This window comes from Lonsdalea britannica (assembly GCF_946477055.1).
In the GTDB taxonomy this organism is placed as follows: domain Bacteria; phylum Pseudomonadota; class Gammaproteobacteria; order Enterobacterales; family Enterobacteriaceae; genus Lonsdalea; species Lonsdalea britannica_A.
This window is the reverse complement of record NZ_CAMKXG010000002.1, coordinates 1-14,912: the sequence shown is the minus strand read 5'-3', so window position 1 is coordinate 14,912 and position 14,912 is coordinate 1. Positions and strand designations below refer to the sequence as shown.

General features: G+C 54.3%; 13 protein-coding genes and 1 other annotated feature. Of the genes, 4 read left to right on the top strand and 9 right to left on the bottom strand.

Translation table 11 applies throughout. The features are described from left to right. Positions 1 to 19 precede the first annotated feature (19 nt). From thrC to Q7O77_RS00360, 5 genes are all read right to left on the bottom strand, one after another. Entirely contained in the window at positions 20 to 1,309 is a 1,290-nt protein-coding gene (gene thrC / locus Q7O77_RS00375; protein WP_304162200.1) for a threonine synthase, read from the bottom strand. Between the two features lie 3 nt (positions 1,310 to 1,312). After that, positions 1,313 to 2,242 (bottom strand): homoserine kinase, encoded by a 930-nt coding sequence (gene thrB, locus Q7O77_RS00370; RefSeq protein ID WP_304162198.1) that lies wholly within the window; start codon positions 2,240 to 2,242, stop codon positions 1,313 to 1,315. A 2-nt stretch (positions 2,243 to 2,244) separates the two neighbouring features. Beyond that, on the bottom strand, positions 2,245 to 4,704 hold the full coding sequence (thrA, locus tag Q7O77_RS00365; RefSeq protein ID WP_304162195.1) for a bifunctional aspartate kinase/homoserine dehydrogenase I: 2,460 nt from the start codon (positions 4,702 to 4,704) through the stop codon (positions 2,245 to 2,247). Between the two features lie 87 nt (positions 4,705 to 4,791). Further along, positions 4,792 to 4,910 (bottom strand) — a sequence feature (Thr leader region). Further along, positions 4,846 to 4,917, bottom strand: a complete 72-nt coding sequence (gene thrL, locus Q7O77_RS16960; protein ID WP_072000207.1) for a thr operon leader peptide — start codon at positions 4,915 to 4,917, stop codon at positions 4,846 to 4,848. (Overlaps the previous feature by 65 nt.) A gap of 198 nt (positions 4,918 to 5,115) precedes the next feature. Then, positions 5,116 to 5,817: a tRNA/rRNA methyltransferase gene (locus Q7O77_RS00360; protein ID WP_304162193.1), complete on the bottom strand. Its 702-nt coding sequence runs from the start codon at positions 5,815 to 5,817 to the stop codon at positions 5,116 to 5,118. Between the two features lie 785 nt (positions 5,818 to 6,602). Here Q7O77_RS00360 and arcA point away from each other — a divergent pair. Next, positions 6,603 to 7,319: a two-component system response regulator ArcA gene (gene arcA / locus Q7O77_RS00355; RefSeq protein WP_026739041.1), complete on the top strand. Its 717-nt coding sequence runs from the start codon at positions 6,603 to 6,605 to the stop codon at positions 7,317 to 7,319. Positions 7,320 to 7,369: 50 nt separating this feature from the next. Here the strand turns inward: arcA and creA are convergent, their stop codons facing one another. Further along, positions 7,370 to 7,849: a protein CreA gene (gene creA, locus Q7O77_RS00350; RefSeq protein ID WP_304162188.1), complete on the bottom strand. Its 480-nt coding sequence runs from the start codon at positions 7,847 to 7,849 to the stop codon at positions 7,370 to 7,372. A 208-nt stretch (positions 7,850 to 8,057) separates the two neighbouring features. On the opposite strand from creA, the gene robA reads away from it, so the two are divergent. Continuing rightward, entirely contained in the window at positions 8,058 to 8,927 is an 870-nt protein-coding gene (robA, locus tag Q7O77_RS00345; RefSeq protein ID WP_094118070.1) for an MDR efflux pump AcrAB transcriptional activator RobA, read from the top strand. Here the strand turns inward: robA and gpmB are convergent. After that, positions 8,924 to 9,574, bottom strand: a complete 651-nt coding sequence (gene gpmB, locus Q7O77_RS00340; protein WP_094118069.1) for a 2,3-diphosphoglycerate-dependent phosphoglycerate mutase GpmB — start codon at positions 9,572 to 9,574, stop codon at positions 8,924 to 8,926. The two genes, robA and gpmB, sit on opposite strands and share 4 nt — an antisense overlap. A gap of 51 nt (positions 9,575 to 9,625) precedes the next feature. Here gpmB and yjjX point away from each other — a divergent pair, with 51 nt between their 5' ends. Continuing rightward, positions 9,626 to 10,159 carry an inosine/xanthosine triphosphatase gene (gene yjjX, locus Q7O77_RS00335; protein ID WP_085651286.1) on the top strand — a complete coding sequence of 178 codons (534 nt, stop codon included), beginning with the start codon at positions 9,626 to 9,628 and terminating at the stop codon, positions 10,157 to 10,159. 16 nt (positions 10,160 to 10,175) lie between these two features. Here yjjX and trpR read toward each other — a convergent pair whose 3' ends face one another. Beyond that, positions 10,176 to 10,508 (bottom strand): trp operon repressor, encoded by a 333-nt coding sequence (trpR, locus tag Q7O77_RS00330; protein WP_085651285.1) that lies wholly within the window; start codon positions 10,506 to 10,508, stop codon positions 10,176 to 10,178. A 130-nt stretch (positions 10,509 to 10,638) separates the two neighbouring features. Continuing rightward, positions 10,639 to 12,624, bottom strand: a complete 1,986-nt coding sequence (gene sltY, locus Q7O77_RS00325) for a murein transglycosylase (protein WP_304162178.1) — start codon at positions 12,622 to 12,624, stop codon at positions 10,639 to 10,641. Positions 12,625 to 12,999: 375 nt separating this feature from the next. Here sltY and ettA point away from each other — a divergent pair, with 375 nt between their 5' ends. After that, positions 13,000 to 14,664, top strand: a complete 1,665-nt coding sequence (gene ettA, locus Q7O77_RS00320; protein ID WP_085651284.1) for an energy-dependent translational throttle protein EttA — start codon at positions 13,000 to 13,002, stop codon at positions 14,662 to 14,664. Positions 14,665 to 14,912 lie beyond the last annotated feature (248 nt).

Sequence of the window (14,912 nt, the reverse complement as noted above, 5' to 3'; positions counted from 1 at the left end):
TCACGGCTCGCGATGTGGTTTAGCGCGGCAGTTCCATTAGGAACTGACGAAGCTGGGCGAAGTCAGCACCGAAGTGGTGAGACAGCAGCTCCAGATCGGCGCGCTCCGCCAGGGCGGCAGGCAGCTCCAGCGGTTTACCCAGAATCTCTTCCACGCTCTCTTTGAACTTCGCCGGATGCGCCGTTCCCAGGAACAGGCCGAACTCTCCTGGCTGCAGCTGATCGCGCAGCAGACGGTAAGCGATGGCCGCATGAGGCTCAGAGGTATAACCCAGCGCTTCCAGCTCATGCATTGCCTCTTTAGTGGTCTCGTCGCTGACCGCACCAAAGCCCAGCGTATTCAACTGCCAGTTTTTACGACGGTACAGCTCTTCCACGCGCGGCCAGTTGTTCGGCTGGCTGACGTCCATCGCATTCGACAACGTGGCGACCGTCTGTTTAGGCTGCCATGCGCCGTTCTGCAAGAAGCGCGGCACGGTGTCGTTCGCATTGGTCGCGGCGATGAAACGTTTGACCGGCAGGCCCAGCGATTTGGCGAGCAGACCCGCGGTCAGATCGCCGAAGTTGCCGCTCGGTACCGAGACGACCAGCTGATTGCGCGCTTCCTGCGGCAGCTGCGCCACAGCTTCGAAGTAGTAGCAGATCTGGGCCAGCAGGCGGCTGATGTTGATGGAGTTAGCGGAGTTCAGACCGATCGTATCTTTCAGTTCCTGATCGTCAAACGCCTGTTTCACCAGCGCCTGACAAGCATCGAAGTCGCTGTCGACGGCGATGGTATGGATGTTGCCGCCCAACGTGCAGAACAGTTTTTCCTGCAGCGGGCTGATTTTGCCGCGCGGATACAGGATAACGACGCGCACGTTTTCCAGACCGTAGAACGCATGCGCCACCGCGGCACCGGTATCGCCGGAAGTTGCGGTCAGAATGGTGATCTGCTGATCGCCGGCGACTTCCGCCAGCATCTGCGCCATAAAGCGACCGCCGAAGTCTTTAAAGGCCAGCGTCGGACCGTGGAACAATTCCAGCGCCGCGATATCTTCGCTGACCGGGACGACCGGCGCAGGGAAAGCGAACGCCGCTTTGACCCGCTGGTAGACCGTTTCCGGCGGCAGCTCGTCACCGATAAAGGCCGACAGAATACGACTGCTGCGGGTCACGAAGTCCTGCTCCAGCAGCTCATCGATCGCCGTCAGATCAAACTCCGGCAGATCCAGCGGGAAAAACAGACCTTGCTGGCTTCCCAATCCTTGTCGTATCGCCTGAGCAAAATCGACCTGTTCGTTATGATCTTTCAGATTGTACAGTTTCATGCGTTATCCCAATTGTCGCGCGCCGGACGTATCCAGACGGCAAATATGAACAAAACCTTCGTCATTTTGCAGATAGTTTACCCGCAGCCAGTCCGCCAGACGCTCCGCGACCACTTTATCGTTGCAGACTGAGAAGAGCGTCGGACCGGAACCGGAAATCCCGGTCGCAAGCGCGCCGATTTCCTGCGCCGCCTGTCGTGCCTCGGCGAAACCGGGCAGCAGCTGGGTGCGGTAAGGTTCCGCAATCACATCGTGCATCAAGGTCGCCGCCAGCTCAGCCTGGCCGGTATGACATGCGTGAATAAAGCCAGACAGGTAGCGGCCATGACGAATACAGTCCTGGCGACTGTAGCTATCAGGCAGAATCGCCCGCGCTTCGGCGGTCGACACCTTGATGCCGGGATAAGCCATCACCCACAGCCAGTCGTCAAACCCCGGCACGGGTTGACTGACGATCCCGCAGTCTTCCACCATCAGCTGAATGCCGCCCAGAAAACACGGCGCAACGTTATCGTAGTGAACGCTGCCCGAAATGCGGCCTTCCAGCTCGCCCATCAGCGTCAGCAGACGATTGTCATCCAGCGGTTTACCGCAAAATTCATTCATTGCCATCAGCCCGGCGACCACGGAGCAGGCGCTTGAGCCCAGACCGGAGCCGATAGGCATATTTTTTTCCAGCGTCATCGCCACAGGCACGGTTTTGCCGAGTTCCTGACAGAAACGCTCCCAGCACTGATAAACGATGTTCTCGCGGGCCTCAGTCGGCAGTTTGCTGACGAAGCGCCCTTCATTCTTCAGGCTGAATTCATCAGCCGCGCTGACGGAGACACAGTCTCCCAGCAAAGAACCATCTATCGGCGAAACAGCCGCGCCCAGGACATCAAACCCAACGCTCACATTCCCGATGGAGGCCGGTGCATAAATTCTGACCATGATTACACTCCCACCTTCCATGACAAGGTACGCAACAGATCGGCGAAAACACCCGCCGCCGTCACATCGTTTCCAGCTCCGTAACCGCGCAGCACCAGCGGCAGAGGCTGGTAATAGCGGCTGTAAAAGGCCAGGGCGTTCTCACCGTCTTTGACCTTGAACAACGGATCATTGCCGCCCACCTCGCTGATGGCGACTTTGCACTGACCGTCTTCAATCATACCGATATAACGCAGCACTTTCCCTTCGTCGCGCGCTTTTTCCACACGGCGTTCAAACTCGCCGTCCAGTTCCGGCAGGCGGGACATAAAGGTCGCCACATCGCCAGACGCATCGAAGCTGTCCGGCAATACGGATTCGACCAGAATATCGTCCAGCTCCAGCTCATAGCCCGCTTCGCGCGCCAGAATCAGCAATTTACGCGCAACGTCCATACCGGACAGATCGTCACGAGGATCCGGCTCGGTATACCCTTTTTCTTTCGCCAGCAGAGTCGCCTGCGACAGCGTCATACCCTCATCCAGCTTGCCGAAGATAAAGGATAGCGAACCGGACAGAATCCCGTTGAATTGAACCAGTTCATCGCCCGCATTAAGCAGGTTCTGCATGTTTTCAATCACGGGCAGACCCGCACCCACGTTAGTGTCGTACAGGAACTTACGGCGAGAGGCGGCCGCCGCATCACGCAGCTGATGGTAATAGTTCAGGCTGCCGGTGTTCGCTTTCTTGTTCGGCGTGACGACGTGGAAACCGTCTTTCAGGAAATCCACATACTGATCGGCCACAGCCTGATTGGAGGTGCAGTCCACGATAACCGGGTTCAGCAAGTGGTACTCTTTCACCAGACGGCTCAGCGTTTCCAGATTGAACGGCTCGCGGGCTTTCGCCAGATCTTCGCGCCAGTTGTCCATCGAGATACCGTTGATGTTCGTCAACAGCGCTTTGGAGTTGGCGATGCCGCACACGCGCAGGTCGATATGTTTCTGCTTAAGCCAAGGCTGCTGACGATGAATCTGTTCCAGCAGAGCGCCGCCGACGCCGCCGACGCCAATCACGAAGACATCGATCACCTGTTCGGTGTTGAACAGCATCTGATGAGCCACGCGCACGCCGGTGGTGGCGACATCGTTGTTCACCACGACGGAGATGGAGCGTTCGGACGACCCCTGCGCAATGGCGACGATGTTGATGTTCGCGCTGGCCAGCGCGGTGAACAGACGCGCCGACAGGCCGCGCAGCGTGCGCATACCGTCGCCGACCACAGAGATGATAGCCAGTCGCTGAATCACATCCAGCGGATCGAGCACGCCCTCTTTCAGCTCCAGATAGAATTCGCTTTCCAGCGTTTTGCACGCGTGACGCAGTTCATTCTGAGAAACGCAGAAGCTGATGCTGTATTCGGAAGAGGACTGAGTAATCAGCACGACGGAAATCCCGGAACGGGACATGGCTGCGAATACGCGGGCCGCCATCCCGATCATGCCTTTCATCCCCGGGCCTGAGACGTTAATCATCGCCATATTGCTGAGATTGGTGATGCCCTTCACGGGATACTGTTTGTCGGAGCTGTCGAGTCCGATCAACGTGCCGGGCGCTTTGGGGTTTTCCGTGTTTTTGATAAGGCAGGGGATCTGGAACTGAGCGATGGGGGCGATGGTGCGAGGGTGGAGGACTTTGGCGCCGAAGTAGGAGAGCTCCATGGCCTCCTGATACGACATGGACTTCAGTAACCTCGCGTCCGGAACCTGACGCGGGTCGCAGGTGTAAACACCGTCGACATCGGTCCAGATTTCGCAACATTCCGCGCGCAGGCAAGCGGCCAGCACGGCGGCGGAGTAATCCGAGCCGTTGCGGCCCAGCACCACCAGTTCACCCTTCTCGTTACCGGCGGTAAAGCCCGCCATCAGGATTACGTCCTCTTTGGGAATAGCCTGTTCGTTGATGCGACGGGTGGACTCGGCGATATCGACGGTGGACTCCAGATAGTGTCCCTGCGCCAACAGTTTTTCGACCGGATTAATGACCGAAACCTGATAGCCGCGCGCCTGGAACAAACCTTCCATGATCGCGATGGACAATTTTTCACCGCGGCAAATCATGGCGGCGTTCACGCTGTCCGGGCACTGGCCCAGAAGGGAGATACCATGAAGTACCTGCTTGATGAGTGCGAATTCCTGATCGAGCAGCGTGTTCAAACGGGCGTAAGGGAAACCCGGCTGCGCTTTTTCCAATCCGGACAACAGCGAAGAGAAAATCGTCAGTGCTTCGTTAAAATGCGTCTCAGTGTCGTGTCCGGCAACGGTTTTTTCGATCATCGCAACCAGATGGTTGGTAATTTTTGCCGGGGCGGACAAGACGGTGGCAACCTGTCCCTGCCGTGCATTACTTTCAATAATGTCGGCAACGCGAACAAACCGTTCCGCATTTGCCACCGAAGTCCCGCCAAATTTCAACACTCGCATTTTTATCTGTTCTCCTGAATTTCCGTCAACAAAAACGCTCACTGCATTCTTGATTGCCGCTTGTGGCAGGCAGGATTTCGCCTGCCATAAAAAAAAACCCGCACTGTGAAGTGCGGGCCTTTTTGGATTCTTCTTTACGCGTCAGCCCGCACCGCAATACATCGTATCGGTGATGGTAATAATAATCGTGGTGATCAGGCTAAATGGACGCATGGAATAGTCGTATCTCGTTCGTAATAAACTTTTTCTGGCCCTATTAGTTAGGGCAATCACACCGCTAAGTCAATGGATTTCTGATTTTTCGCCCCTGTTCCCCACATCGCCAGACAGACAGATAAACCAGTAAATTTACAAACCGCCACAGATTGATTTATGAAAAATAACCAAGTCTTATATTTGACTTCAAAAAACTCATTTCCCCTGATTTTCTTTCGAGAGGGCTTTTTCGATGTCATGCAGCAGCATATGCAGCATTGCGGTGTCCCGCTGTTCGAGCATGCCTAAACGCTGATGCAGCCAATCCTTGAGTTTGGCATCCTGTTCCGCCCCGATATCCACCAGCAAGCGATCCATACGCTGGCGCAGCGCGTTCAACTGCCCCGCTTGCGCTACCGGCGCATTATCCCGCTGCACATTCATCAGCGACGACAGCTGATGGCAGTACACCATGACCGCCTGTCCCAGGTTTAAGGAAGGATAGTCCGCCTGCATCGGCACGCCGGTCAGGACATCGGCCAGCGCCAGCTCCTCATTGGTCAGCCCGGAGTCTTCACGGCCAAACACCAGCGCGGCGGAAGAAACCCAACTGCGTTTCTCTTCCATCACCCCCTGCAATTCGGTCGGCGTGCAGTAATAGTGAAAACGGGCGCGGCTGCGCGCCGTGGTGGCAACGGTAAAATCAACGTCAGCCACTGCATCGGCGAGCGAGCTAAAAGTTTCAACGCCGTCCAGGATATCCCCAGAGCCATGAGCGACCCACCGTGCGGCGGGCTCCAGATGCGCATGGCTATCGACGATGCGCAGCCGGGTGAACCCCATGGTTTTCATCGCTCTCGCCGCCGCGCCCACGTTCTCAGCCCGCGCCGGAGCCACCAAAATAATATAAAACTGCATGACTGCCTCTTGAGATCCTGCATCGCCAAAAAAAACGTCCTCCCTTTCACGCTAAATCGTGTAACGCGATGGGGGAGACAATTTACCACGGATAGCCTAATGGCGATGACAAAGGCATGGCGAACACCCCGCTGAAAGGCGCCAGCTAAATACGGTAAAAAGAAGGAAAAATTGTGCTCTCAACAAAAACGGTGTCAGAAGCGGAGAAATAAAGTGGGGTAAAATTAGAAATCAAACATTATCGAAACATAAAAGCAACAATAGTTGGCTTATTTATTTTTGCTGCCCAGATGACGCGGTTAATCGACTTAAAGAAAGTGCCCAAAATAAAAAACCATTTGTATCACCCTATTACAGTCATTCTTGGTGTTGTTTATGCCAAAAAACCACACAATTTATAGGTCAAATCGATTCAACAAGCCGCGAAAATGTGATTTCAATTGACAATTTTATATCTGTTTTTCACAAAATTTTTAACGTGCTACAATCAAATTTGATATATGTCAACAGAACCGTAAATTTGCTGGCTGGCGAAATCAGTGCTTACTGTTATGTTGCTGTTAATAAGGTTAAACTGTGCGCCACTTTTAAAACTTGAGGCCGAGTTTAGCGCCTCCTCTCACCAGCCATTAAAACACTTTGCGGGTGAGGAAAAGTGCATCGAAACGCATTTACGTACTTGAGTCAGTTGGCGCGTGAGACGGTGAACATTATTTCTAGAGCGCCTGAAGAACCCAGACTTTTGTACTTCTCAAATTATCAGTTGGCAATTTTAGGTAGCAAACATGCAGACCCCGCACATTCTCATTGTCGAAGACGAGTTAGTCACTCGCAATACCCTCAAAAGCATTTTCGAGGCTGAGGGATATATCGTTCACGAAGCCACCGATGGTGCTGAAATGCATCAGATCCTGTCCGAGAACGATATCAACCTCGTGATTATGGATATTAATCTGCCAGGTAAAAACGGCCTGCTGCTGGCACGCGAGCTGCGTGAACAAGCCAGTGTAGCGCTGATGTTCCTCACAGGCCGCGATAACGAAGTCGACAAGATTCTGGGCCTGGAAATTGGCGCTGATGACTACATCACCAAGCCATTCAACCCGCGCGAACTGACTATCCGGGCACGCAACCTGCTGTCACGCACCATGAATTTGGGCGGAGGCACCGAAGAACGCCGTCTGGTTGAAAGCTATCGTTTCAACGGCTGGGAACTGGACATCAACAGCCGCTCGCTGATCAGCCCTAACGGCGAGCAGTACAAGCTGCCGCGCAGCGAATTCCGCGCCATGCTGCATTTCTGCGAAAACCCGGGAAAAATTCAGTCCCGTGCAGAACTGTTGAAGAAAATGACCGGCCGCGAGCTGAAGCCGCATGACCGTACGGTCGACGTGACCATCCGCCGTATCCGTAAACACTTTGAATCCACCGCCGATACGCCGGAAATCATCGCCACCATCCATGGAGAGGGTTACCGCTTCTGTGGCGATCTGGAAGAGTGATCGATAGGGCAGACCGGAGCGTCAATCTCCGGTTTGCCCGCTCTACTGCATTACTGCGTTTTTGCCCATGCCATGATAGGCACCGCGCTGAGCGCATTTTTGGGCGAACCGTCGATAACGCGGTCAGAGTAAGTCAGATAGATCAACGCATTACGTTTCTCATCGTAAAACCTCACCACCTGTAACTTTTTGAAAATCAACGATGTGCGCTGTTGAAAAACAACGTTCCCCTTTCCTTTACTCTTCGCGATTTTCTCACTGAGCGTGATCGGCCCCACCTGTTGACAGGAGATAGCCGCATCCGCCGTATCTTCAGCCAGCCCTAATCCCCCTTTGATACCACCCGTTTTCGCCCGGCTCAAATAGCACGTGACGTTGGCGACATCCGGGTCATCAAAAGCCTCCACCACAATTTTATGGTCGGGGCCAAACAGCTTAAATACCGTATCGACGGAGCCTACCTCTTCAGCACTCGCTGAAACCGCAACGCTTAGAAAGAGCCCAAGACTCAACAATGATTTTTTAAACATTCTGCAATTTTCCTGATATGTGACCATCACTCATGACGTGTAAAAGCTGACAAAGAAAACTTTTCCCCCATCGGTAGCGAGGTCTCACTCTACCGACGAGCGCCATTGAGGTTTTACCTGAAATTCCAGGCAGTCGTAGGTGAAAAAAGTTGCTATCATGCAAGGTCTTATAACCTTTAACGCTCTGAGTGTTCTATGAGGACGAGCTATGGATCAAGCCAGTATCATACATGACCTGCTTAACTGGCTGGAAGGTCATCTGGACCAGCCTCTGTCGCTGGATAAAGTCGCAGCAAAAGCGGGTTATTCGAAATGGCATCTACAGAGAATGTTCAAGGACGTCACAGGCCATGCCATCGGTTCTTATATCCGGGCCAGACGCCTGACCAAAGCCGCCGTGGCGCTATGCCTCACAAGTCGGCCCATTCTGGATATTGCTCTACAGTATCGCTTTGATTCTCAGCAAACCTTCACTCGCGCGTTCAAGAAACAGTTTTCCCAAACGCCCGCGTCATACCGTCGCTCGGATGACTGGAACACTCACGGCATTCAAGCCCCCATCCGACTGGGCGCTTTTACTATGCCTCAGCCAGAGTTCATCACACTGCCAGAATTAAAACTGGTTGGTGTGACGCAAACTTACAGCGGTACGTTGGAACAGTTGTGTCATTTCCGTATGGAACTTCGGGTGCATTTCTGGCGCCAGTATCTTGGCGACGCCAAGCAAATTCCCAACCTGTTGTATGGATTGGCGCACTCTCGGCCGAGCAAAGAAAAAGATGACGAGCATGAAGTGCTCTATACCACGGCGATGGAGCCCGATAACGTGCCGGAAGGCACTGCGCCGGGCGACCCGATTACCCTGCCGGGCGGTGAGTATGCAAAGTTCAACTATGAAGGCCCGAAGGATGAGCTGCAGGACTTTATTGTCAGTCTGTATGACACATGCCTGCCGACCTTCAAGCTGACCCGACGCAAAGGTTGCGACATCGAGCGGTTTAACCTGTCTGGGGGAGTCAAGCAGGATGAGCCACCAGCTGTCATCCGCTGCGAATACTTCATCCCAGTGCTGCGCTAACGCTGCAGTTCGTCCAGTGCCGGAGAATCCAAATGGGATACATCTCCGGCCGTCTCGACAACCCAACCAGACGCCAGCCACGGACTCTGCTGATGGTCGATACGGGACAGTGAGCAATTACGCAGACGAAGGCGACGCTCAGCCCACGCAGGTAACCCCAGCAGCGTTCCGAGCAAACAGCCCAACGCAATACCGTGACTCACCAGCAACGGACGGCTCCCCGGGGGCAGAGTCAGGCAGAACTCAAGCACCTTGTGCATCCGTTCGGCCAGCTCTGAAAGTGATTCCCCCTCAGGGATACGACCTTCCCGCGTGCCATCCACGATTTGCTTGCGCCATCCCTCTTCCTCGCTATTCAGCGAGTCGATCAGACGCTCTTCCAGAACGCCCATGTTTAGCTCACGCAGGTTGGGATCGAGCAGAATGGGGCAACCGCCGCAGCCCTCTGAAATGATGTCGGCCGTTTGACGCGTCCGACCCAGGTCACTGGCAATAATGTGGGTAATTCCCAGATGTTTTACCCGTTCCGCCACCCGACGAGCCTGTTGCTCCCCCGCCGACGTCAGCTTGCTATCTGATTGACCCTGGATGCGCCGCGCCACGTTCCATTCGGTCTCTCCGTGGCGAACAAGATATACCTGTAACATGATTGTTTTCCGTTATACTGCGTCAAATTAACGACTAGAGTAGAGAACATTATGTATTACGTTGTAGCGTCTACGACTAACCCGGCAAAAATTAACGCCGTAACTTTAGCATTTGCTGATGTTTTTGGTGCGGAAAATTGCCGCATTGAGGGAGTCGACGTAGACAGCGGCGTTCCACAACAGCCCTTAGGTTCCACAGAAACACGTACGGGGGCAAGAAACCGCGTCATGATGGCTCGACAGGTACGTCCCGAGGCCGATTTTTGGGTCGGCGTTGAGGCCGGTATTGAAGACAACATGACCTTTGCCTGGATGGTTGTCGAAAACGCGACAATTCGCGGAGAGTCCCGTTCCGCCAGTCTGATGCTCCCTGAAGCGGTCCTGCAGGGGATCCGTGAAGGCCGCGAGCTAGGCGATGAAATGGCGCGCCTGAGCGGTATTCAGAATGTGAAACAAAAAGGTGGCGCGATTGGCGTATTCACCAACGGTAAACTGACCCGAACCAGCGTTTATCATCAGGCCCTGTTGCTGGCCCTGGTGCCGTTTCAAAACACCTTGTTCCAACAGGCCGTTTCCAAGCCGTAAAACGTCATCCTTAACGTTACCCTGCTTTTTTTTCCAGAAGCTGCGCCTCAAGCCAAATCTTCAAATCGGGCGGCGCAGCCTTCAGGCTATTCGACCCACGCGTGATCGTCGCAATTCCGGCGCCTAATTCGTTTTTTAACTCTCGCTGACTTAAATCACCGCGCAACAACTCTTGAATAATACGTACCCGTGTTCCAAGCGCCGTTCGTTCATCCGCCGTCAGCAGCAGCTGAAGCAACGTTAGCGCCAGATCGTCCTTCACCGACTGACGTAAGAGATCCAGAAAATACGACCAGTTTTCATTATCTTCTTCAGAAAGTGCGGGATCGTGAGGAAATGGTGTCGTCATAGCCCTTTGCCATACTAATAAACTAGTACGCAAGCATAGCATATTTAAAGAAACGGATTTAACTCATAAAGTACCTTTGCATACCCTCAGGCCAAAGCCGCCCCTTTGGACTACCTGGCCTGCAGACTGTCTAATAGCGGCGCTGCCACTCGCTGTCGATGAGTACAGGCGAGTTATGTTTCAAGAAATAGCGATAATAGGCGTCATAGGCCAGCACGTTTTTGACGTAATTTCGCGTTTCCGAAAATGGGATACTTTCGACAAAAGCGACGGCGTCAATACGCCCGTTGCTACTTCTCAGCCAGGTATTAACCCGAGATGGCCCAGCGTTATATGCGGCAGACGCCAGAATGCGGTTTTGCCCAAACGACTGATAGACATACTCTAAATAGAGCGTGCCCAATTCAATGTTGGTCTGCGGATCCATGAGCTGCGCACTATTGGAATAACTCGAGACATTAAATTTTGCGGCGGTATGCTGCGCCGTCGCTGGCATTAGCTGCATCAGGCCTGATGCGCCCACGGCGGACTTCGCCTGAGAATTCCACGCGCTTTCCTGACGCGCTATCGCCATCGCATAGCTTTGAGAGATATCTTTGCCTTGAGTGGCACGACGAAATTCATCATTCCAGGCGAGCGGGAAACGCTCTTCCAGGTTGTCCCACATTTTGCCGATGATTGTGGCCTGCACGCTGAGATCATACCAGCCTTGCTCAAAGGAATAACGAGCCAGCGCCTCCTGCTGCAACCGTTCGCGGCTCGCCACCAAGCCTGACCATTCGGCACGCGCCAGATTATCCATATGCCAATACATCAGCTCACGAATACGCGCGACTTCGGCGAGTTGATCCACCGTGCGATCGGGCTTGGCCGCTACCTTAATCGTCAGCGGATATTGAGTCTTCAGCTGCTGCGCCGCAATCATGGGATAGAAGCCGCGGGCTTTCATCAATTCGCGCAGTTGCCCTTCTCCCTCCGAGCGCTGCCCGTTTTCAATTGTCAGCATGGCCCGCCAGTATCGCCACTCGTCTTTTTGTAACACCTCGGCGGGCAAACGCGCCAGCCATGTCGCCAGTCCACGTCGGTCGCCTTCTCCCAACGCCATACGCACGCGACGCTCCAGCAGCGCGGTGGACTGACTACGCTGTATTACCGCATCGCGCCATTCTGCCTGCTCACTGGAAATCTCTTTCCCCATCAGACGCCAGACGACGTCCTCTTCCATCTTGCTGCGCTCGAGACTCCCCATCCCCTGCAAACGCGCAATAACAGGGAGCATGGAGCGTGCCTCATCGGGGTCCTGACGGGCCACACGGGTAAATGCCGCCAGCGTCACTTTCCGGCTGAACTCCGTCGGCCCGACGGTACGAGCGAAGTGCTCCAGCGTCATCGGATCGCGCTGCAGCGCGCTTAACGCATCCGCGATGGTCTGATAATCCGGCGGCAGCTGTCGTACCAGATGTGTCACCAAACCGCTGCTGCCCGAATCCATTGCCAACAGAATGCGTTCAAGTATCAATGAGGGCGTCAAAATTCCTGACTGCTGCCAGGAGGTCAGCAGATTGTCACAGCTTGCCGGCAACGAGCGACCATTCAGCCAGATATCTCGATTCTGTTCCCATATTCCCTGACGCTGCCCGGTGATCCACTTGGCGTAGAGGTAGTTACAACGAGCGGCCATTGGCTTAGGCATGGTCGGGCTGAACGCCAGCAGTCCTCTCCAGTCCTGACGCCGTGCCAGCTCGTTAATGAAGCTGGTCTGCAAATTATGAGAAACCGGAAGTGTGGGATGCGACGTGATGAACTGTTTCGCCTGAATACTGGTCAGCAGCGAAAGATCCTGCGTCAGAGAACGATATTCCAAATAGGGATAAAGCGGATAATCCCGCAGGGTAGGCATCAACTGCGCTACGGTATCCATCTGGTTCGCATCCCAGGCGGTTTTAACCTGCTGATAGCGTTCACGTTGTTCGGTAAGAGAGTCGGCCTGCGCGGCAATCGAGACTCCGGCCAGAGAAACTGCCACCAAGGCATGGCGCCAATAAACCGCTTTGAATATCACTACGCTGACCTCATTCGTTATCGTTTTATCTGCCCGCAGGTGCCAGTGCTCCAAGCAACGGTGATCCTGCCCAAAAAGCTGTCATGCTTCTCACTTCGGCTAAGTGTGGCACATCCAGTCAGACAACGATACGCCAGCATGGAATATTCATCACTCGGAAAATTAACGGTATTTATGCCATTTCCGAGCAGGTTCCCAGTTCTCAATGAAACTTTACTCTGCCGTTGCATGACTCCCGGAATGCGTCACGCAAAGCGAACCACCAATACGCCTGATGGCTGGGATCACCGGCTGAAAACAGCTAAACTTCGTCACAGTGAACTCATCGGCCGGATTCGCGTGCTATGCCCGCATCCGACCGATTCCCCTACGGTGCGGTGAAATCAACTGCCGCCGCACCCACATTGACAGAGAGAGGCTCAGAGCAACGTGGCTCAATTCGTTTACAGCATGCACCGCGTCGGCAAAATTGTTCCGCCGAAACGCCATATTCTGAAAGATATCTCCCTCAGCTTTTTCCCGGGCGCCAAGATTGGCGTACTCGGTCTGAATGGGGCCGGTAAATCAACGCTGCTGCGCATTATGGCTGGCATCGACAAAGACATCGAAGGTGAGGCACGCCCGCAGCCCGGCATCAAAATCGGTTATCTGCCGCAGGAGCCCCAGTTGAATCTGGAGCAGACCGTACGCGAAGCGATTGAAGAAGCGGTCGGTGAAGTCAAACAGGCGCTGACTCGTCTGGATGAGGTCTACGCGGCCTATGCCGAACCAGATGCGGACTTCGATAAACTCGCCAAAGAACAGGGCGAGCTTGAAGCGATTATTCAGGCGCACGACGGTCACAACCTCGACAATCAGCTGGAGCGCGCCGCAGATGCCCTGCGCCTGCCGCCGTGGGATGCCACGATCGGCAAACTTTCGGGCGGGGAACGTCGCCGCGTCGCCATCTGCCGGCTTCTGCTGGAAAAACCGGACATGCTGCTGCTGGATGAACCGACCAACCACCTCGATGCCGAGTCCGTCGCCTGGCTGGAACGTTTCCTCCACGATTACGAAGGCACCGTAGTGGCGATCACCCATGACCGCTACTTCCTCGACAACGTGGCCGGGTGGATTCTGGAGCTTGACCGTGGCGAAGGGATTCCGTGGGAAGGCAACTACTCATCCTGGCTGGAACAGAAAGACCAGCGTCTGGCTCAGGAAGCATCTTCCGAAGCGGCACGTCGCAAGTCTATCGAGAAAGAACTGGAGTGGGTTCGCCAAGGCGCTAAAGGCCGCCAGTCAAAAGGCAAGGCGCGTCTGGCTCGCTTTGAAGAGCTCAACAGCGTTGAGTATCAGAAACGTAATGAAACCAGCGAACTGTTTATTCCAGCCGGTCAGCGCCTCGGTGACAAAGTGCTGGAAGTCACTAACCTGTCTAAATCTTATGGCGATCGTGTCCTGATCGACAATCTCTCTTTCACACTGCCGAAAGGCGCGATTGTGGGGATCATCGGTCCGAACGGCGCGGGTAAATCCACGCTGTTTCGTATGTTATCCAGTCAGGAACAGCCAGATAGCGGCGAGATCAGCCTGGGCGAAACCGTTAAGTTGGCTTCCGTCGATCAGTTCCGTGACAACATGGACAACAGCAAAACCGTTTGGGAAGAAGTCTCCGGCGGTCAGGACATCATGCGCATCGGCAACTTCGAGCTGCCCAGCCGCGCCTATGTCGGCCGTTTCAACTTCAAAGGCGTGGATCAGGGCAAACGCATCGGCGAACTGTCAGGCGGTGAGCGTGGACGTCTTCATCTCGCGAAACTGCTACAGGTCGGCGGCAACATGCTGCTGCTCGATGAACCGACCAACGACCTGGATATCGAAACCCTGCGAGCGCTGGAAAACGCCCTGCTGGAATTCCCAGGCTGTGCGATGGTTATCTCGCATGACCGCTGGTTCCTGGACCGTATCGCGACCCACATCATCGATTATCAGGATGAAGGTAAAGTGGAATTCTTCGAAGGTAACTTCACCGAATATGAAGAATACAAAAAACGTACCTTAGGTGCGGAGGCGTTGGAGCCTCACCGCATCAAATATAAGAAGATGGCGTAACGTTTCGTCGATGCGCAAACGGAGAGGCTCGCCCCAGTGCGGGCCTCTTTCGCCTATAACTTCAGCTTCGAAATAGCGTTTACCTATTATTGATAGGCTTTGCTATACCCCGCTTATAAAACCTCTTTCCCTGACCAACGGCCCCAAGCCTCTAACTTCCGCCTAATACGTCTCCGCTTGTCGTTGTATCGCCCCAGATCTGTCTCTTATACACATCTCCGAGCCCACGAGACTAAGGCGAATCTCGT

Excerpts from the sequence above, each read along its gene's own strand:
- arcA (WP_026739041.1), top strand. The coding sequence starts at position 6,603 with ATGCAGACCCCGCACATTCTCATTGTCGAAGACGAGTTAGTCACTCGC.
- Q7O77_RS00360 (WP_304162193.1), bottom strand. The coding sequence starts at position 5,817 with ATGCAGTTTTATATTATTTTGGTGGCTCCGGCGCGGGCTGAGAACGTG.
- thrA (WP_304162195.1), bottom strand. The coding sequence starts at position 4,704 with ATGCGAGTGTTGAAATTTGGCGGGACTTCGGTGGCAAATGCGGAACGG.
- creA (WP_304162188.1), bottom strand. The coding sequence starts at position 7,849 with ATGTTTAAAAAATCATTGTTGAGTCTTGGGCTCTTTCTAAGCGTTGCG.
- yjjX (WP_085651286.1), top strand. The coding sequence starts at position 9,626 with ATGTATTACGTTGTAGCGTCTACGACTAACCCGGCAAAAATTAACGCC.
- thrB (WP_304162198.1), bottom strand. The coding sequence starts at position 2,242 with ATGGTCAGAATTTATGCACCGGCCTCCATCGGGAATGTGAGCGTTGGG.
- trpR (WP_085651285.1), bottom strand. The coding sequence starts at position 10,508 with ATGACGACACCATTTCCTCACGATCCCGCACTTTCTGAAGAAGATAAT.
- thrC (WP_304162200.1), bottom strand. The coding sequence starts at position 1,309 with ATGAAACTGTACAATCTGAAAGATCATAACGAACAGGTCGATTTTGCT.
- gpmB (WP_094118069.1), bottom strand. The coding sequence starts at position 9,574 with ATGTTACAGGTATATCTTGTTCGCCACGGAGAGACCGAATGGAACGTG.
- robA (WP_094118070.1), top strand. The coding sequence starts at position 8,058 with ATGGATCAAGCCAGTATCATACATGACCTGCTTAACTGGCTGGAAGGT.